The 20,613-nt window shown below is 57.3% G+C and carries 14 protein-coding genes; all 14 read right to left on the bottom strand.

What is annotated here, in order from left to right:
* Nucleotides 1-231: 231 nt before the first annotated feature.
* Nucleotides 232-1,050: a YggS family pyridoxal phosphate-dependent enzyme gene (locus I6I94_RS02445; protein WP_172425657.1), complete on the bottom strand. Its 819-nt coding sequence runs from the start codon at nt 1,048-1,050 to the stop codon at nt 232-234.
* A gap of 97 nt (nt 1,051-1,147) precedes the next feature.
* A complete protein-coding gene (locus I6I94_RS02450; RefSeq protein WP_037235661.1) occupies nt 1,148-2,008 on the bottom strand; it encodes a polyphenol oxidase family protein in 861 nt (286 codons plus the stop codon).
* Between the two features lie 150 nt (nt 2,009-2,158).
* Nucleotides 2,159-3,370, bottom strand: coding sequence for a cell division protein FtsZ (gene ftsZ / locus I6I94_RS02455; protein ID WP_006888936.1), 1,212 nt, complete (start codon nt 3,368-3,370; stop codon nt 2,159-2,161).
* Between the two features lie 205 nt (nt 3,371-3,575).
* Nucleotides 3,576-5,018, bottom strand: coding sequence for a cell division protein FtsQ/DivIB (locus tag I6I94_RS02460; protein WP_236588905.1), 1,443 nt, complete (start codon nt 5,016-5,018; stop codon nt 3,576-3,578).
* Nucleotides 5,019-5,046: 28 nt separating this feature from the next.
* Entirely contained in the window at nt 5,047-6,543 is a 1,497-nt protein-coding gene (gene murC, locus I6I94_RS02465; RefSeq protein ID WP_186335923.1) for a UDP-N-acetylmuramate--L-alanine ligase, read from the bottom strand.
* A gap of 4 nt (nt 6,544-6,547) precedes the next feature.
* Nucleotides 6,548-7,651 (bottom strand): undecaprenyldiphospho-muramoylpentapeptide beta-N-acetylglucosaminyltransferase, encoded by a 1,104-nt coding sequence (gene murG / locus I6I94_RS02470; RefSeq protein WP_006888831.1) that lies wholly within the window; start codon nt 7,649-7,651, stop codon nt 6,548-6,550.
* Nucleotides 7,652-7,840: 189 nt separating this feature from the next.
* Nucleotides 7,841-10,006, bottom strand: a complete 2,166-nt coding sequence (locus tag I6I94_RS02475) for an FtsW/RodA/SpoVE family cell cycle protein (protein ID WP_052029880.1) — start codon at nt 10,004-10,006, stop codon at nt 7,841-7,843.
* An 82-nt stretch (nt 10,007-10,088) separates the two neighbouring features.
* The gene (gene murD / locus I6I94_RS02480; RefSeq protein ID WP_201620841.1) at nt 10,089-11,681 is read right to left on the bottom strand and encodes a UDP-N-acetylmuramoyl-L-alanine--D-glutamate ligase; all 1,593 of its coding nucleotides are present in this window, start codon (nt 11,679-11,681) and stop codon (nt 10,089-10,091) included.
* A 14-nt stretch (nt 11,682-11,695) separates the two neighbouring features.
* The gene (mraY, locus tag I6I94_RS02485) at nt 11,696-12,901 is read right to left on the bottom strand and encodes a phospho-N-acetylmuramoyl-pentapeptide-transferase (protein WP_126926538.1); all 1,206 of its coding nucleotides are present in this window, start codon (nt 12,899-12,901) and stop codon (nt 11,696-11,698) included.
* 3 nt (nt 12,902-12,904) lie between these two features.
* The gene (locus I6I94_RS02490; protein ID WP_094757988.1) at nt 12,905-14,521 is read right to left on the bottom strand and encodes a UDP-N-acetylmuramoyl-tripeptide--D-alanyl-D-alanine ligase; all 1,617 of its coding nucleotides are present in this window, start codon (nt 14,519-14,521) and stop codon (nt 12,905-12,907) included.
* Nucleotides 14,521-16,263: a UDP-N-acetylmuramoyl-L-alanyl-D-glutamate--2,6-diaminopimelate ligase gene (locus I6I94_RS02495; protein ID WP_126926539.1), complete on the bottom strand. Its 1,743-nt coding sequence runs from the start codon at nt 16,261-16,263 to the stop codon at nt 14,521-14,523. The genes I6I94_RS02490 and I6I94_RS02495 overlap by 1 nt, the downstream gene beginning before the upstream one ends.
* A 123-nt stretch (nt 16,264-16,386) precedes the next feature.
* Nucleotides 16,387-18,234, bottom strand: a complete 1,848-nt coding sequence (locus tag I6I94_RS02500; RefSeq protein ID WP_006888847.1) for a peptidoglycan D,D-transpeptidase FtsI family protein — start codon at nt 18,232-18,234, stop codon at nt 16,387-16,389.
* 173 nt (nt 18,235-18,407) lie between these two features.
* Complete coding sequence (locus I6I94_RS02505) at nt 18,408-19,508, bottom strand: hypothetical protein (protein ID WP_126926540.1); 1,101 nt, start codon at nt 19,506-19,508, stop codon at nt 18,408-18,410.
* Complete coding sequence (gene rsmH / locus I6I94_RS02510; protein ID WP_126926541.1) at nt 19,509-20,561, bottom strand: 16S rRNA (cytosine(1402)-N(4))-methyltransferase RsmH; 1,053 nt, start codon at nt 20,559-20,561, stop codon at nt 19,509-19,511.
* Nucleotides 20,562-20,613: the final 52 nt, after the last annotated feature.

Consider the following 20,613-nt stretch of genomic DNA (forward strand, 5'->3'; position numbering starts at 1 on the left):
GGTGAGCACTCCGTCACGCGGGTGCGTTGCTGTTCACTATTCTATCAGTGGATGTGCCGCTAAACCTTATAGATTTGCGTATCTTACGCATAAATTGCGCCCAGACCTTGGTTTTTTCCAGTGATGCGCGCTACAACACCTCGCTGCAGGCTTCAGACACCTTCAAAAACCATGGTTCCTGAATAGTTGGTACGGGAAGCCCCTCAGCTGGTAACGAACGCATCACCAGGACTATGCGCTTGGGCGCGGCCCCATAATGTCAGACCCCACTCGAACGCATGTCGACCCCCAGCGGATAGCCGCTTCTAAATCCCCGCTCATTCCCGCCGAAATCTGGGTGGCCTGGGGAAAAGACTCTCGAAGTATCTGAGAAATATTCCATAGTTTCTCAAATACCATATCTGGCTCAGATCCTAAAGGCGCAACGGCCATCACTCCCGCACAGTGTAGCTGTTCATAGTTTTCAATATGTTCGGCCAATGCCAACACCTGCTCAGGGTCAGCCCCGCCGCGGGCACCGGTTGAGGCGTGACCCGCCGTAGCCTGTCCCTGCGCCAGAGACACCTGAATAAGACATTCCAGTTTCCCAGCCTTATATGCTGCGGGGGCAGGAGCCTGCTCAGTCTCAAAGCGCTCTACCTGCCGCGCATAGGCTTTCGCTAAGGCATCCGCCAACGACGGGCGGTCCACTGACTGCACCTGCTGGGCGTACCGCACCACAGATTTCGCCTTATTGGTCTGCAGCTGGCCAATAAAAGCCCAACGAGCCGGGTCATGGAACGGGACGGATTCGCTCACCAGCGCCGCCTTTGGTGCAGCCTCCTGATCGCGATTCTCCCCAAAAAGCCGCACACCAGCATCGTAGAGGGCCATCACGTCGGAGGCCGGGAAGAACTTTGTCACGGTCACCAATTGCACCGTTTCACTCTGGGCGGAGCGGGCACCGCTAGTATCTTGCTCAGCTGCCCGAATACGTTCAACCACCCGCTGGTAACCGCGGGCAAGCTGATCCGCACGATCGGCAGTATATGTTAGAGAATTAGTACTCATTATTTCCTCCCCAATGACCCGAAATAGATAGGCCGAAGATATCCTGCAGAAGGTACCTATACCTCTAGCAGCCTGCAAAGATACTCTTGAGAGACAGCTAGTTTGTGGTCTCTTCCTTCTCCTCCGATGCGGCGCTAAGCCACACTAGCCCTGCAATACGCCCTGCGGGTCGAGACCCGTGAGTGAACGCTCTGTGAGAATACAGCTCACCGGTCTCATAGGTGCACGCCGCAAGCTCGGTGGATACCTCAACCCCCATATCTTCTAGTATCGCAATAGCACCCGCAGGTAAATCAAGAGCTGGGGTTCCTGTGCGGGTCTGCGCAGCAACCTGTGGAATACGCTCAGCTGAGGCAGTGCGCATCTGCTCGGGAACCTCGTAGCAGCTCCCGCAGATGCTCGGCCCCAGCCATGCACATATATTCTCAGCTCCAGCCTCATGCATAGCCACAACAGTGCGTTGCAGCACTCCATCCAGCAGCCCTTTACGACCGGCATGGGCCACGGCCAGCACCAGCTCACCATCTTGACGCTGTCCCACCAGCACCACAGGGATACAATCAGCAACCATAATCGCCAACGGCCGACCGTTCGTACTATATGCCGCATCCGCTACGGGCGCCTGCTCCAACAGGTGCTGTGCGTGTGTATCGCTAAATCCGTCGGCTGAATCTTGCGGAGCATACTGTGCTGGCTCATAGTCTTCAGCGCATACCACAGTGGTACCGTGCACTTGGTTCAGGTACAGAAAGGGTAAACCTGTGCTCAGCATCCCCTCTAAACGTAACCTATGGCGTAGCGTCTGCGCCTGCGGTTCGCCCGTATCAACATGCAGTCCTACATTGCCCGCAGCCACACTGGTAAAAGCAATATTTACCTCATGCGCTCCAGAGCGAAAAAGCTGATATGAGAACAATAGCGGTGCACTAGTATGGTAAATATGTTCGGTATTATCCATGATTTTGCGATATATCTTTAGTACATATTGACGGGGTGGAACATAACCAGCACCCCTTAGAAGTTATAAAGGCACAAAGGAAGGAGCCGGGCACGGCACTGTCACGTACCGCGCACCGACTCCCACATTCAAAATGCGGTTCTACACGCTCTACTTCAAAAAGTCAGGAACGTCTAGGGTATCGCGACGAGCCGGAGGCTCTTCCACCACCGGAGGCAGATCAACATCGAACCCGGCTGATGCGGGAACATCATTCTGCTGGTATGCCGGAGCTGCGGGAGCGTTGAACCCGTAATCAGGCTGAGCAGGAGCAGCCGTAGGTGCGTTCTGACCGCCGAAAGTCTGCTGAGTGCGCTGGGCCTGAGCCTGCACTGCGGCGGCAGCGGATGCATTTGAATTTGTCTCGGGGTTCACGGCATCAAAGCCAGCAGCAATCACGGTCACACGAGCTTCATCACCCAACGCGTCGTCAATCACAGCACCGAAGATAATGTTCGCATCCGGGTGGGCCACTTCCTGAACCAAACGTGCGGCCTCGTTAATCTCGAATAGGCCGAGGTCGGACCCGCCCTGAATGGAGAGCAGAACACCGTGTGCACCGTCAATGGAAGCTTCCAGAAGAGGAGAGGCAATAGCGAGCTCGGCAGCCTTGACTGCGCGGTCCTCCCCAGCAGCGGAGCCAATGCCCATAAGCGCGGAGCCAGCACCCTGCATCACAGACTTCACGTCCGCAAAGTCAAGGTTAATCAGACCCGGAGTGGTAATCAGGTCGGTAATACCCTGCACACCGGACAGAAGCACCTGGTCTGCTGACTTAAAGGCATCAAGCATGGACACGTTACGGTCAGAGATAGACAGCAGTCGGTCGTTCGGAATAACAATGAGGGTATCAACCTCATCGCGCAGAGCGGAAATACCGGTCTCTGCTTGGTTTGAACGGCGGCGGCCCTCGAAGGTAAACGGACGGGTCACCACGCCAATGGTAAGAGCACCAAGCGAGCGAGCGATACGTGCCACCACGGGAGCGCCACCGGTACCGGTACCACCGCCCTCACCGGCAGTCACAAAGACCATGTCTGCACCCTTGAGGACTTCCTCAATCTCCTGCGCATGATCCTCTGCAGCCTGGCGGCCAACCTCGGGGTTAGCACCAGCACCAAGACCGCGGGTCAGCTCACGACCAACGTCAAGCTTAACATCCGCATCAGACATCAATAGCGCCTGGGCATCGGTGTTGATTGCAATGAACTCAACGCCGCGCAGACCAACCTCAATCATTCGGTTGACTGCGTTGACACCACCGCCGCCGATACCGACGACCTTGATGACTGCCAAGTAGTTCTGGGGAGTTCCAGCGTCCATTTATCCCTCAATTGTTTCGTTGATTTATTGAGAAAAGTCCAAAGTTCGAGTTTAACCTTAGACATACTCGCTCTCAAATTGGCTTTATTTGCAAGGATACCAACAGATTCACCAGGTTCCTAGTTGCGGGGTGTACTGACACCCAAATTTGTGGGGATTTAGCCAAAAAATTACATCTGTCTAAACCCCAACTTGAAGATAGCACCTACCGAGTCACCGGCAGAAGCGGTGAAGAAACATCATACACAGAAATTTTCTTCCCCTGTCCCTGCGCCCCGCTCGACTGCGAATCTTCAGACCGAGTAGCTTCCAGCAGCTTAGTTAAAACCTTAGCTTTAACTTCATTCTCCTGTGAGGTACCCCATAGCACTGTAACCTTATCCTTCAAGATGAGAGTTATGCTTGAGGTGGAGTCAGCTTTTACTTCAGAGACCTCCGCTAACAGCGACGTTGGTAAGGTCACCAACACATTCGAGATAATGCGGAACGCGGCGCTCTGCGACAGATTTTCATCTTCAACCTGAACTATAGGAACACCGGCTTGCTGTGCTGAATCAACCTCGCGCAGGGTCTGCCCCTCATTATCCACCAGCGCATATTTCTCGCCACGTTTCACCGCAGCGATCGGCACACGCTCCTTTACCGTCACCACCAGCTCATGCGGGGGGCGAATCTCCATCTGGACCCCGCGCAAAGCCCCGTCAGAGCCAACCAGCTCACGCACCCGGTCCTCGCTCACCCGTGATAATGGAACCCCCCGCAGCGAGCTCAGCTTCTGTTCAACCTGTGCGCTGTCCATCAAAGAGGCACCCCGCACCGTAATCTTCTCAACCGCCAACAACGGAGAGAAAAATACCACGCCAATATAGAGTGCCACCACCAGCACCAGAGCCAAAGCGGTATAAGCCAGCTTACGCATACGCGAGAGCGGAGCACGCTCCGGCTCAACCTTATCTTCAGCACGTAAACCATCCAGAGCGGGATCGCGACGTATCTGCTCACGCCTGTTATGTTCCCGCACCCGCTCATTCTCACGCGCAATCTCAGCCTCGCGCTGCTGCTCCCGGTTTGCCCGCCAACGACCAAAACGACTCTGTCCCGAGCTTTTCTCCTCGGGTTGAGAGACGGCAGGCTCCCGTTTCCCGGTGGATTCATCTGCGGCGTCAGGTAAGGACGGGAGAGCATCACTTGGTTCATGCTTCTGAGACGACTGTGAAGCCTCCCTAGACGGCTTTTGTCGTCCAGAGGCTACATTGCCTACTGGCGCCTCTGCAGGTGTCTCAGCTTCCCTTTGTGCGGCGCCCTCTTGCACCTCCGTAGCGATGACATGAGGAGGTAAAACACGAGCCCTAGGGTTACGGGGCTTTGGCATGGGCTCAGCCCGTCGTGCGGCTGGTTGCTGAGCCGCTGAACTTTCCGGTGCAGCAGGCTCAGATACCTTCCGCTTTTGAGCAACAGAATCTGCGGATGCAGCAGAGGCAGGGCGGGGATTATTCGCCTGTTGTTTCTGCTCGGCAGGTGCTGCAGGGGACGAACCGTCTGCCGCCGATTTCTTTTTTAGTCGGCGGTGGACAGGCACACGCGGAGCCCCCGCCGGGGCATTACGATGCTCCGGCGGTCCCTTCCGTTTCTGTTCTTCTTCGCCCATACCAGCCTTCCGCTACACTCTATCCGTTCTACTCGGTACCAGCATCACCTTCATCAGAGGCACCATGACGCGAGGTGAGAGCCTCCAAGAAACGCTCCCCGAGTGCGGTAACATCGCCCGCTCCCACCGTCATCACAATATCCCCCGCGCTAGCGCACGTCACAATGTCATCAATAGCTACCGTAGCATCAGAGGCGTAGTGCACCTCAGAGAACCCGGCACCGGTAATTAACTCGCTCGTTACACCTTCAATGGGTTCCTCACGCGCCGGGTAAATATCAAGCACATATGCCCTGTCCGCCAAGGACAGCGCCTGCGCGAACTCCTGAGCAAACTCCTTAGTGCGTGAAAATAGGTGCGGCTGGAATACAACATACAGATTATGTCCACCCGCAACAGTACGCCCCGTCTGCAAAGCGCACAACACCTCTGTAGGGTGGTGGGCGTAGTCGTCAAAAACCTTAATCCCGGCTATTTCTCCCCGCAGTGTGAACCGACGATCCGCACCCACAAAACCACCCAGTGCACTGGCAGCATCCGCAGGGCGTGCCCCAGCAACCAGCGCCGTCGCAAACGACGCCGCAGCATTAAGCTGATTATGGACACCGGGAACCTGCAGATTGAGCTCCTGCTCACCCGAATAGTGCTGCCCCGCAAGATCAAACGACCAGCTTAACACCGATGACGACTGTGAACCATGACTTGTAATCTGCGATAAACGCACATCGGCATCTTCAGATTCACCATATGTGAGCACCTGAAGGCCAGCCGCCCGACTGCGCTGAGCCAGCGAAACAGCGCCAGCATCATCCGCGCACGTAATCAGCACCCCATCAGGAACCATTGAGGCCACAAACCGGTTAAACGCCTCATACACCCGCTCAGCAGTGCCATAAAAATCAATATGGTCCGGTTCAATATTCGTCACCACCGCAACCTTCGGGCGGTAGCGTACAAATGAGCCGTCAGACTCGTCAGCTTCAGCTACGAACCACGATCCGGGGCCTGTGGCGCCCAGCCGTGCATTCGTGCCAAACCCGGCGATCACAGTACCCACCGCAAACGACGGTTTCGCATTCAGCCCATCAAACATGACCGAAATCATGGAACTGGTGGTGCTCTTACCGTGCGTACCAGCAACCGCGACCACCTGAGAGTCCCCCATCACTGCGGCAAGCGCCTCAGAACGATGCAAAACCGGCAGCCCCAGCTCACGGGCCTTCACCAGTTCAGGGTTATCCTCATGGATAGCAGTCGAAATAACCACAGTATCCACGTCATGAATATTCACGGCATCCTGCGGAACCGATACACGCACCCCAGCCTGTCGCAACGACTGAAGGTTAGCCGACTCGGCACGGTCCGACCCACTGACCGGAACACCCAGCTGAGCCATTAGCAATGCGATAGCGCTCATCCCCGCGCCGCCAACACCCACAAAATGCACACGCCCTAAATCAGCAACCCGTGCCCGTTCAGGAAACGGCGGATTCAACGGTGCAGGAAGCACCAGATCAAGGTTCATTAACTCAGTCACTGTGTTTAACCGCTTTCAATGTCCGTTCAGCCATAACCCGCGCAGCATCGCGGATACCCAACTTATACGCCTTCTGCGCCATCCGCTCTAATAACGCCGAATCCGCCATTAAAGCCGGAATCTCGCTCGCAAACCACTCAGCGGTGGCATCCTGGTCCTCCACCAGGCGAGCTGCTCCTTCCTCAAGAAGAGGGCGAATATTTAAACTCTGCTCACCATTACCATGCGGCAACGGCACAAAAACAGCAGGAACCCCCACGGCAGCAACCTCACTCACGGTCGCCGCACCCGAACGCACCACCAAAAGATCAGCAGCGGCGTACACATCCTGCATGCTGGTGCAAAACTCCATCTGGTGATAATTCTTCGCGGTGCGCGGATTACCCTGCTCATCCAGGATAGCTTTGCCCTTACCCGTAATGTGCAACACCTGAAACCCCCAGTCGGCGAGAGCATCAATATTAGCCTCCACCGCTTTATTGAGCGTTAGTGCCCCCAGGGAACCACCAGTCACTATCACCGTCGGCAGCGACTCATCCAGCCCCAACCTGCGCATCGCCTCAGAACGCTGCGTCTTACGGTCTAAGTTCGCGATCTCATCACTCATGGGCATCCCCACCAGCTCAGCGCCGCGGAACGGCGTATTAGGAAACGCCACCCCCACAAACTCCGCGAAGCGCCCGCCCAGCTTATTAGCCCACCCCGGGGCTGCATTCGCCTCATGAATAATAATCGGGATACGCTCCTTAGCCGCACACATATAAGCTGGAGGGCACACATACCCGCCCACGCCCACCACGACATCCGCATCCACTTGTTTAAAAACCTCGTGCGCCTTACGAATACCACCCAAGAATCTTCCGGGGAACGCAAAAGCCTCTTTATTCAACGAACGCGGTAACGGAGCCTTGGGGATGAACTCAATATCGAAACCAGCTGCCGGAACCAGCTGGGCCTCCAATTTATCAGCCGTACCAAGCATCGTAATCTTCGCAGTTGGCTCTATCTTACGGATCTCGCGGGCGATAGCAAGCATCGGGTTAATGTGCCCTGCCGTGCCGCCCCCAGCAAAAACCACAGAAGGTGCCTTAGACATAAAAATCTCCCTAAAAATCGGTTCTTCCCCATTCTACGGCATCAGACACGGCACAAACCGTCCCCGTACAACATGCAATACACCCTCCTCATCCGGCAAAACAGACCTATATTTTAACGCGACGCTGCTCCTTACTGTCGGCTCTCAACGTACATAGAACCGGGTGTGAAAGCACCAACGCTGCTTTCTCTAGCGCCGAGGATTGGAACGATTGCCCTGTGCACTTTGGCCAGTATTTTTCGACCCGCCGGGTGACCCGCCATGCTTTTGGGGGCTGCTGCCCTGCCTTACGGTGCGCCGCTGGCCCGCCGCAGCTGAGCCTGACCCCCGTGGGGTTTCCCCGGAACCATGACGGGGCTTTGACGCCGCATTCTTCGGAGCGCCCCCATGCAACGGACGCAGGCCCTCCGGGAGCGAACCAGTGCGCTGCGGACGGCGCGTACGCGCCGCCTGGGACTGAGTTTTGCCCTGAGTACGGTTACGCCCCTGAACCTGCGAGCCGCGTGCAACAGTACGCTGCGCATCCTGACGACGAGGCGCCCCTTGCTTCGCTGTGCCTTGGGTCTTGGTCCGTGCAGCACCCGGCCGCTGCTCAGAAGCAGTGCGAGGGCGAGCCGCACCGCCTCCCGAAACAGTTGCAGCGGGGCGTTTTGACTCAGGCCGCTGCCGTTCTCCCCGACTCCTGTCAGCTGCCTGAGACTGCTTAGCTGGGCGGGCCTGGGCTGTGGGCCGTTGTTGCCCCGAAGTTGCCGCACTGGGCCGTCGGGTCGCTGTACGTTCTGCCCGCTGAGCCTGCTGTTTTTGCGCCTGTTGAAGCCGCTGCCTCTCAAGAAGCTCACGTTCACGCTCCGCGGCCTGCTGTTTCTGTGCCTCACGGACAGCTAGCTCCCGCTGCTGGACCCGACGCTGATGCGCACGCGCCCGCTGCTCACTGGATAGGCCCAACCATACGAGCAAACCATGTATCGCATCCCGCAGCTGGCTGCGCCAATGCCACACATCAAGCCCCAATGCGCCGCCTGCCTGCACCATACGCCGGTTCTCCTCAGCAACTGCCTGCCCTAAAACCAGGCGGCGCTGCCAATCCTCATTCTCACGGCGAATCTCACGCGGAGAAAGGTTACGGTTCGGGTCCCTCCGCAACGGGTACACCGGCGCCTGCCGCGAAAATGCGAACAATAACCCCGCCGCAAACATTGATGCAAGAAGAGACGAACCACCATAAGAAATAAACGGCAGAGGCACACCAATCACCGGGAGCACACCCGTGACCATGCCCATATTAATAAGCGCCTGCGCCGTAATCCACACCGTAATACCGCCCGCCGCCAAGCGCACAAAACGGTCCGAAGTGCGCACCATAATAGTGACAGAACAGTAGATAAGACCCAAATACAAAAGCACCACAGCGAGGGTGCCTACTAGACCCAGCTCCTCGCCGATAATCGCAAAAATATAGTCGTTATGTGCTTCCGGCAAGTAGTTGTATTTCTGGCGGGACTGCCCGAGTCCAACACCCCATAAACCACCGGTTGCCAAGGCAACCTTACCCGCATTCGACTGGTCACAGGTGGCCCCATCACATACGCCGGCAGCACCAAACACACGCTGGATACGGTTCTCACTCATGACAACCGCAAAAATTGCAAGTACCAATGCGAACCCCACCAATACCCACATGGTGCGGTTACGGGTACCCGCCAGCCACAGCATCCCCATAAAGATGACACCGTAGACGATAGCGGTACCCAAGTCTCGGCCCAACATGATAGTGCCCACCAGCGGCAAAAAGCCAAAAAGCGCGGGGAGAAGAGCCCGCCAGCTGTTCTTCGAAACGTCCCCCTGCCTAGCCAACATGAGGGCCATCCACAGGATAAGAATCGGTTTCGATAGTTCGGAAGGCTGAAGCTGCACCGGGCCAAGCACAATCCAGTTACGGTTACCGCCAACCTCAACACCCACCACAAGCACCGCAACCTGCAGCAGGATACCCAACACCACGGCCGTGTTCAGCACCCACCGACGCCGATACCACCCCACCGGCAGGAACCCCACCACCAGCATGAGGGCAAGACCCCCGACGGCGTACTGCAGCTGTCGTTCCCCCTGGTTAAACGGGGACATACCCTGCGAAATCATGCGCACCGACGAAGCGGACAGCACCATAATGCACCCGAAGAACGTCAGGCTCACACTCACCAGCAGGATCAGGCGGGACACATATGACAGTTCAGCGCGGGAAATACGCGCATAGGCGGAAGCATAGCGCCTGGCCAGCACGCCATCACGCCACACACGCCGCGTCTTACGATGGTCTGCCGCCGTGTTTTGCGTCTTGCCAGATGCACCGCTCACACTAATCTCCCCGTTTATTCCGTTACTCCCGTCCAGTTATTAGCTTAGCGTCTTGTGGTCTAGCTCAACACCGCACCTGCTCTTAGGTGGTTGAAATACCCTCACCAACGGCTCGTTGCACAGCCTCAACAAAAGCGTTACCGCGCTCTGCATAATTCTTAAACTGATCCATGGAAGCCGCCGCAGGGGCCATGAGCACCACATCGCCAGGTTCAGCCACCTCGCGAGCCTTAATAACCGCAGCTTCCATCGCAGCCACCCCATCCGTTGGGTTCGCCACACTCGCAGTGAGGTTATACACAGGAACCTGCCCCGCGTGGGTGGCCAAGGCAGACATCAACGCCGCAGAGTCAGTACCAATAATAAGCACCGCACGCAGGCGTTCAGCATGCTTCTTCACCAGCTCATCATAGGTGACACCCTTCGACAGGCCCCCCGCTATCCACACCAGCGACGGGTAGGCGCTCATGGAGGCGTTTGCAGCGTGCGGGTTCGTGGCCTTTGAGTCATTCACCCACTGCACTCCGCCAGCTGAGGCCACCAACTGGTTACGATGCGCCCCTGGGGAATACGTACGCAACCCCTCACGCACATGCTCCGGGGCTATACCCGCCGCGCGAGTCAGCGCCGCCGCCGCCAACGCATTTTCAACCGTGTGCTGCGCGGGAACCTGACCGGGAGCCTGCGCTAAATCAGTTAGCACCCCCAGCTCAAGGGCCTGATGGTAACGGTCCTTCAAAAACGCCCGATCCACGAGGATATCCTCAGCCAGACCAAGCATGGAAACTCTCGGGATCTCGGTGCTGCTGATGCTCACCGCACGGGCACCCTCAACCACGTCAGCTTCTTCAACCATGCGACGCGTATCAGCGTGGTCTTCGTTGAAGATGCAGGCCACCTGCGTATTCTCGTAGATACGTGCCTTCGCGGCCTTATACGCCTCAAAACTACCGTGCCAGTCCACGTGATCATCAGCAACGTTCAACACCACAGAAGCCAAGGGCGAAAGCGAATAGGTCCAGTGCAGCTGAAAACTTGAAAGCTCCACAGCGAAGAATTCGTACTCTTCATCATCAGCCACAGCATACACAATAGGCAGGCCCACATTCCCCACCTGAGCGCTATGCCGCCCGGCTGCTTTGAGGATTGAATCGACCATACCAACAGTTGTGGTCTTCCCGTTTGTGCCGGTCAGGCACAGCCATTGGGTGCTGCGACGGCCAGCACGCGTGTTTAAGCGCCACGCCAACTCAACCTCGCTCCACACTTGAACGCCGCGCTCATAGGCGTCCAACATAATATCGCTATCAGGGCGGATCCCTGGGGACACCACCACTACGTCCGGCTCCTGCCCATCAACCAGGGGTAAAGAGCTCATGTGCTCCTGCCCGAAAAGGCCGCTCACATGACCGTATGCCTGATCATAAAGGCGGATACGCTCCCGTTTCTCTGCGGTGTCTTTAGCGTCAATAGCAACTACGTGCGCACCTTTCTGAGCCAGCACATCAGCTGCGGCATCACCAGAGACCCCCAGACCGACCACGACCACGCGAAGTCCGGCCCAAGGAGCATCCCAACTGGTCAGCTCAGCAAGACGCGGATTATTCAATACGGGGTTGGTTGCTACCGCGTCCTTATTCGCCTCAATACGGGCCAGCTGCTCAGCAGTTTTCATGTTCCGCTCCGTCACTAGTTAATCACCCCGGTATTCTGCGAGAACCAATCACCAAAGAATAGGGCTAAGGCGATGAGTACGCACAAAGCGTTCACCACCCACAGCCGGAACACCGAGTTTACCTCGCCGCTGCTGACGGTACCGGGTGCGATACCCTTCTTATCAATAGAATACATACCATTCACGCCGGTCTTCTCCATGTGATGGTGGAACGGTGTCATACGGAAGAAACGGTGTGCATGCGGAACTTTCTCACCGCGGGACACCGAGCCTTTACGGCTAAATTTAAAAACGAACTTCTGCACTATTACCGAGAAAACCTCTAGCACAGGCACCAACGCAATAATGGGTAGCAGCAGCTCGGTGCGGGTGAAAATAGCGAACGCTACAAGAGCCCCGCCTAAGGCCAGTGATCCGGAATCACCCATAAAGATCTGTGCCTTCGACACGTTCCACAGCAGGAACCCGCCCAGCGACCCCACAAAAGCTGCAGCGATCATGGCCAGGGCACCAGCATCACGTACGTCGTAGCACCCGACCCCAGCAGCCGAGACACACCGGTGCGAATACTGCCACACAGTCATTGCCAGATAGCCGGTGAATATCGTCATCATCACCCCGCCAGCCAGGCCGTCCAGGCCGTCAGTGAAATTCACAGCATTAGTGCCGGAGAGAGCGATCAGGTTAATCCACGCCATCACCAGTAGGGTACCCACAATAGCCCCTGGGGCCATAAGATCCAGCGGCAAATCACGTACAAAAGAAACCGCTGTGGACGCGGGCGTAACCCCTGCGGAGTTTGGGAACTGGAACGCCAAGTAAGAGAACGGCAGGGTTACGGCCAGCAGCCCGACCGTTTTCTGAATCTCCGTCAGCCCCTCATTGCCCTTATTGCGGAATTTCATAATGTCGTCTGCCGCTCCCACAGCGAGCATCCCTACCGTAAACCCCAGAGTCAGCCATGCTGTTGCACTGGGTGCTGGGGAGGTGCCGTAGAACCAGGCGCTCAGCAGCAGAGCTATGAAATAGGCGAGCACGGCGGCGGGGATGAAGACAAGCCCCGCCATGGTGGGGGTTCCCGCTTTATGCTGGTGCGCAGCAGGGCCTTCGTCACGGATAAGCTGACCCAGCTTCAGCTTCTGCATCTGGCGGATGAACAGGGGGATCGCCCCAAATGACAGGACAAAACCCAGAACTCCCGCAATGAGCACAGTAATCATTCTCTAGCGTGTGCCTTCCTGGCCGGTGAATGTGGTGGAAGCGGAGGCCGTAGTGGCCACCGGGCTGGAGGTGGTTGCAGGCTCACTCGCCGTGGGGGCGACAGAACCCGTCAAATCGGTCACTTCAACAAAGTCGCCAGCGCTCAACCAGGTAGGAGCAGGCTCAGAGCCGGACCCAAACCGGTCACTGCTGAATGCCACCTCATCTCCCAACTGCCCAAGTTTGGCGCCGTTGGAGGATTTAAACAGCACAATGTCGCCGGGGCGCAGCTCAGCGCGTAGCACCGACAATGCCTGCTGCGGGGTCTGTACCCAGGTGGCCTCATTACCCCAGGAACCTTCCAGGTGCGCGGCATTGTAGATTGGTTTGGCAGTGTCTCCCACGGCGATTAGCTTAGAAATATTGAGCCGCACTGCAAGCCGCCCAATATGGTCGTGCTCTTCGACGCTGCTTTCTCCCAGTTCCAGCATCGCCCCCAGCACGGCCCAGGTGCGGCGCGGCTCGCTGCCGCGGCCCAGCTGCGCCAGAGTTCGTAGCGCAGCCGACATTGACTCCGGGTTCGCGTTGTACGCATCGTTAATGATGCTCACCCCATCAGAGCGGTCGGTGCGGGCCATACGCCATTTAGACACAGCACCGCTGGTATTGAGCGCGTGAGCTATCCTGTCCCCCGCGATGCCAGCGTTATACGCAATAGTTGCGGCCGCCAGCAGGTTATGCACATGATGCTCACCAATTAATTGTGACGACACCAGGTGTTCCTGCCCGTTGGGCAGCCGCAGAGTGAATTCCGGGCACCCCGCATCATTCGTGCTCAAGTTCAGGGCCGCCACATACCGCTCGTACTGTGGCTTATCCCCCACCCCGAAATAGGTGACGGGAACACACGCACGCGCTGCCATGCGCAGCACACGCTCATCGTCAGCGTTGAGGGCGAGCGCCCCACCGGCGCGGATGCCTTCGGCCAGTTCACCTTTGGTGCGTTCAATATTGTCTACCCCGCCGAACTCGCCCGCATGGGCGGTACCGACCTTTAAGATAACCCCGTAGTCCGGCTGTACGATATTCGCCAGGTACTCAATATTGCCTACATGGTCGGCACCCATTTCAATAACCAAGTACCGGGTGGTTTCATCCGCACGGAATACCGTCAGCGGCACCCCAACCTCACCGTTATAGGAGCCCACGGGAGCCACCGTAGCACCCTCGGCACCAAAAATAGCTGCCAGCAAGTCTTTGGTGGTGGTTTTCCCTGCGGAACCAGTAATCCCAATGACTTCCACGGGACCAAGACTACGCATCTTCTCGATAGCGTATGCCGCCAAGCGCCCCATCGCCAGTACCGCATCATCCACCTGCACGGCAGGATACAGCTCACCTGAAGGCTCAGCGGTAACGGGCCGCTCCACAAGGGCTAAGGAAGCACCAGAGTTAAAAGCCGCGGCAACAAAACGGTGCCCGTCGGTACTTTCTCCCGGTTTCGCAATAAAAAGGGTACCGGGGACTACTTCCCGTGAATCAGTAGTGGCGAAGGTACAGAAGACCGTCTCGGGGTCTTGAAGCCCGAGCGCGGCACCTCCGGTCGCCTGGATAATCTCGGCGGCACTTAGTTTAATCATTATTTCTTATCCTCAGCGTTTTCTTCCAGCATACGCCGATAATCTGGCAGAATCTCAAATCCGCGAGTAACCATGGCGCGGGCCACTTCAATACGGTCATCCAGCTGCACGTCTACCCCAGCTACATCTTGGGCTGTTTCATGGCCGCGGCCCGCAATGAGCACGGCATCGTCAGGGGTGGCCATATCGATGGCCTGCGCAATAGCCCTAGCACGCGGGGCAATATTATGTACTTCATGAGCCCGCGCCCCAGCGGCGATAGCTTGCTGCGCACCGGCAGCAACAGCCTCGCGAATGGGGGCCGGGTCTTCCCCATGCGGATCGTCATCGGTCACAATAACAATATCTGCGTAGCGGGCAGCGATCTCACCCATGATGGGGCGCTTGCCTTGATCACGTTCACCGGTAGCACCGAACACGATAATGACTCGGCCCTCACCGGGGCGGTCCATCGCCTCTAACGCACGGATTAGCCCGTCAGGATTATGCGCAAAATCAACAATAGTGTGGGGGCTGTGCCCAATAAGCTGCATTCGACCAGGAACTACCGGGGTGAGTGCCTCCCCACTGGCGAGCGCAGCCGCCAACGGCTCTCTCTCTTCTTCGCTTGTGCTGAGCCAGGCCATAAGCGCCGCCAGGGCCGCATTGGAAACGTTAAAATCTGCGGGAAGTCCGGTACGAGCCTGAACACGCTCCCCAGCCCCGTTAGCAAGTACGAAGGTATGCCCTAACCCTTGAGCCATCACCTCAGTGACAGCCCAATCGTTGACACCAAAATCTGCCGGTACCGCTTCTAACCCGGCACCGTGATTGGTCAGCAACCGAATTGTGTTTTGCGCACCCAGCTGCTGTTGTGCGCGAACAAGCATCCGCTGCCCCCATGGATCGTCTGCGGTGATCACGGCCCGTTCAGTACGTTCAGGGGTGAACAGCTGTGCTTTTGAGTCAAAGTATTCTTCCATCCCACCGTGTAGGTCTAGGTGGTCTTGGGTGAGGTTTGTGAAACCACTCATTGCATAACGCACCCCGTCAACGCGGCGATAATCAATGGCGTGGGAAGAGACTTCCATAGCTGCACAACGTACTCCACGCTGGCCCATGAGAGACAGCAGGGCGTGCACATGCACAGATTCGGGGGTGGTCATCGCGGAGGGAATCGACACACCGTCAATAAGGATTTGGATGGTACCGACCAACCCGGTTTTGACGCCCAGAGCGGCACGGAAAACGGATTCAAGCATATAGGTGGTGGTAGTTTTCCCGTTTGTTCCGGTCACCGCGAACCGCTGCAGTTGCGGGTAGTCGTTTGAACCGTAGATGAAAGCCGCCAAGGAACCCAGCACCCGGCGTAAATCTGTGCCAATAATAAGCGCAGTATCTGCTAAATCAAGGTGCGCCTCAGCAATAATGCGCTGCCCCTGAGCGTCAGTAAGAATACCCGCTGCGCCTGCGGCTACAGCAGCTGCAGCGAAACTAGCTCCGTGTGTTTTAGCACCTGGCAGCGCTACATATAGATCCCCCTCGCGTACGGAGCGTGAGTCCATACTGATACCGGTCACGTTTCGGGAACCGGATAGGGCTAGGTGCGGCTGTGCCTCAAGGTTTTGCAGCTTCTGAATGAGCGTATCTAGCGGGTAGCCTGTGGTTAGGCGGGGCCGTAAGTTCTGGGCATCTTTGCCGAACAGCTCTTCGCCGGGCATAGCTTCGTCTGAGAGTTTCTCACCGGGCTGTTCGCCGTTCATTGTCCTTCTTCCTTCGCGCATGGGGCGCCCTATTTATCGTCTTGTGATGTGCCACAGCTGGGCTGGGGCGATTGGTACCTTCTCATTGTAATGAGCCAACGGGTGCTCGGCACCCTCACGAGACTAGCCGCTGTTCTTACCATCCGCAAAAATGGGGATAATATGTGGCTCGGTGGTGGAGTGCGGAATATTGTAGGTGTGCAGAACTCGCTCCATGATTTGGGAGAATTGCCCGGTGCCGCCGATAGTTCCCACCTCACCTTTGGGGCGCTGCAGGGTGATACTCACCATAAACCGGGGGTTCTCAATGGGTGCTACACCAATGAAAGATGTGGTGTATCCCTCATAGCCGCCTTTTTCGCTGGGCGCCTCTGCGGTACCGGTTTTACCCCCGACACGGTACCCGTTGACCTGGGCAAGTTTCGCTTGCCCCTTAGTCACCACATTCTCCATGAGGGTCAGGCAGTCTCGGGCGGTTTTTTCACTCACCACACGCTGGGCGCCCTCTACGGGAACCTTATGCTCGGTGCCGTCGGGGTCGATAATCGCATCCACAATCCGTGGCTTCACTTTAACCCCCAGGTTACCTACGGCTTGAAAAACCATAGCGGTCTGAAGCGGGGTCTGTGCAAGGCCCTGGCCGAAAAACACCGTGAATTCCTGGCGTCCGTCCCAGGTTTTCCAATCGGAGACTAGGCCCTGCTGCTCCCCGGCAATATCAATACCTGTGAACTCGCCCATACCGTATTTTTTCAGCCACTCATAGCGCTCTTCTTTGGGCATCTTCTGGCCAACCAGCACAGTTCCGGTGTTCATCGAATCGGTAATAATACCCGAGAACGTGCGGCGTTGCGCGGGGTGCTCAAAAGCATCTTTGAAGGTTTGCCCGTTAACGGTGAGGGTGGCGGGCACATCATATGTATCGGTGGGGGTGGTAATGCCTTTCTCAATGAGCGCTGATGCGGTGAGGATTTTCTCCGTCGATCCGGGCTCAATAATCTGAGAAATGGCACGTGGCACCATATCTTGTGTGTTCTCAACTTTTTCGGCGCCCGGGTCCATCGTTGTTGAATCAGCAAGTGCCAGGATTGAGCCGTCGCGTACATCCATCACAATGGCGCATCCCCATTCTGCTTTGAGTTCGTCTACACGGGCTTTCATAACCTGCTGGGCGTAGTACTGGATATCCCGGTTGAGGGTCAGACGCACGGTTTTACCGTTCACTGATTCGCTCACCTGCTCCTGGGTCACAGGAATACGCACGCCGTCGGCCCCGATCTCGTACACGCGTTTGCCGTTCACCCCAGCGAGTTCCTTCTCGAAGGTGCGCTCAATCCCTACCGAGAGGTTGCGTTCAACGGTTTCGTTTTCTTTACCCTCAACTGCTTCATCAACGATGCGGTAGCGACCTACCACAGAACCACCCACCGGCCCGTCGGGGTACAGGCGTTCGCTGATTACTTCCCCGAAGAGGAACGGCGCCCCTAATGCGTCGATACGATTGTAAATTTCGGGGGTTACGTTGGTTTTAATGACCGAATACCGGGAGTCTCCCTCAAGTTTTGACTTCACGAAGTCATCGGTGATGGTCGGGTCCACGGTGCGCAAAATATCGGTGACCTCGTACACCAGCTCGGTGGGGGTGACTGTCACACGCTCTTGGGAGTGGTCGTAACGTTTAAATTCCGCCACGATCGTCTGGTCCGCGATGATATTGTACCTTTGCACACTACGGGCCAGTACATGCCCGTTCACATCGGTAATCTGCCCGCGGACTGCGGGAACTTTCTGGGTTCGGGTTCGAGAATCCCGGGAGGTTGCAGCCAGGTTTTGCGGGTCAAGCCCCTGAACGTACAGTAGACGTAAACTCAGCAGGCCAAGTAGCCCCGTGCTGCTGGCGCCTATCATGAATCCACGTCGGCTGAGTTTACGCTCGCTCTGTGAGGATACCGCTTTTTTCTTGTGGGCCACAGTGTTCCTTCCGGTACATTCCTGCGCTATTTCCTGGATTGTTGTTCCTATATCGCCGGGCTCTTCTGGCACCTGCCGGGGCAGCTTATAACTTGCCCCGAACAGAACACTACCCCGAGTAGATTAGGTGACACCAATCGGCGCCACCGCCCCTACCCGGGGTGTGAACTGTATTAGCGATTCGCGGAGGCGCTAGGCGCAGCCTGTGATGGCTGAGCCTGCTGCGGGCTCTGTGAACCCTGCGGAGATGCAGAGGGTGAAGGCGAGGCGGCAGCACTTGCCTTCTCCTTTTCCTGCTTCTCTTTCTCTTCCCGCTCACGGTTCTGCTTCGCGGTTTTCTCCTGCGCCTGCTTCTGGGCATCCGCAGCCTTCTGCCCGGAGGGGTCATTATCGCGGGTCGCGGGTGCTGGCACCAGATTCCCGCGGGTCCCATTAGCTGAGGTGGGCGAAGCAGCTGGGGTTGGGGTGCCCTGAATCGTACCGTTCTGCACGTCCAAAGTTGCCGGGGTGGTGCTGGGGAACATATTCAGCAGAGAAGCACGGATCGCTAGATCCTGCGGAGCTTCGTTGTACCCCAGCTCCTGATGCAGAGCCTCGTTCTGCTGGGTGAGAGCCAGCTCCTGGGCGTGCATGTCTACCAGTTCGTACTGACGCTGAGCCACTAGGATATTCATCAGTAGGTTAAAGATGAGAAATAGCGGGATCACCAAAAACACCGCCCACATCAGAAGGCTCATGATGCCTCCCCGGCGGGTGGGTTTACGTAAAGAACGGGCCAGCGGCGCACGTTTTTTTGCACCGGAGGCTTCACGCACTTCAGCGCGCCCAGCTGTACCGCCCCGAGCAGGTTTAGGCCGCGCCGAGGTGGTATTCGCTTCGAACTGCGCGGTTGAGGGCTTCTCAAATACTCCCGCTACCCCGCGCGTGTACGCCAAGAAACGGGCAGGAGCGTCTAGCAGGGTCGCCCCCCGGGAGGTGCGCATGGCACCAGCGCCCTGAGACCGGGCTGTTTCGGTTGTTCGAGCCCGGCTGGGGGTGCTGGTTCGGGTGGTGCTGCCAGCGGTAGCAGCCCGAGATGATGCACCAACTTTTTCCTTCTGTGCGGTGCGGCGGGTGCTTGTCGAAGTTGTGGAGGCACGACGAGCCGACCCGGGGTGTGAGGAGCCTGCTCGGCCCGGCGCAGCAGCTGTCCCTTCCGGGCGTGTTTTACGACCCGGGGGTTTGGGCGTGTTCCTACGCTCCCCCGTCATGGTGGTCTTCGTTGTTACGCTCATTTATGTAACCCTAATCTTCTCGCCAGCCCGCAATTTTGCGCTTGCGGCGCGTGAATTCTCTGCGATTTCAGCCTCAGTCGGTGGCTCTGCGCCACGCGTGATAACTTTCATCGTTGGCTTATGTTCGTCAAGCTCCACGGGGAACCCTTTGGGCGCCTTAGAGGTGGCGGCAGCACTCAGGCCCCGCTTGACGATCTTGTCTTCTAAACTGTGGTAGCTCATGGCCACGAACCGCCCGCCCAGGGAGAGCGAGTCGATTGCGACCGGCACAGCGCGTTCCAGTGCCTCCAGTTCGTGGTTCACCTCAATGCGTAGCGCCTGGAAAGTGCGTTTCGCAGGGTGCCCGCCCTTGCGTTGTGCCGCTGCTGGCACCGCCTTTTGGATAGCGGCTACCAGCTCACCGGTGGTCTCAAACGGCTGAACGGCCCGCTGAGCAACGATCCGTTCGGCAATCCGCGCGGCGAACTTCTCTTCGCCCCACGTGCGGATAATTCTCTGCAGCCGCTCCAGCGGATACTCGTTCACTACGGTGCGTGCTGTCAGCTCATCTTCACTATTCATCCGCATATCGAGCGGAGCGTCGTAAGAATAAGCAAACCCGCGTGAACGCTCATCCAGCTGCATAGAGGAGACACCCAAGTCGAATAGGACGCCATCGACGGCATTCACCCCGGCGACATCCATGGCGTATTCAATCTGGTCGTACACAGCGTGCACGGGGATGAACCGCTCGCCGAACCGCTCCAGCCGCTGCCCCGCAATAGTGTGCGCCTGCGGGTCTCGGTCGATACCGATCACCTGCAGTTCGGGGAAACGTTCAAGCATTGCCTCGGTGTGCCCGCCCATTCCTAACGTCCCATCAATGACCACTGCCCCTTCACGTTCGAGGGCCGGGGCTAGCAGGTCAAGGCACCTGGTAAGCATAACCGGTACGTGGCGTTCTTTCGCTTCTTTCTTCGAAAGCCCCGCATCGGGAGTTTCAGTAAGCGTAAGGGTGTGTGCGGGAGCTACCGCTCCCTGAGCACCGGCGTGGGTGCTTTCCTTAGCGCTCATATTCGCTCCTTGAGGGTCACGTACTAGGATCTGCTCCCGCAGCGAATGCGCT

This window comes from Rothia aeria, assembly GCF_016726365.1.
In the GTDB taxonomy this organism is placed as follows: domain Bacteria; phylum Actinomycetota; class Actinomycetes; order Actinomycetales; family Micrococcaceae; genus Rothia; species Rothia aeria.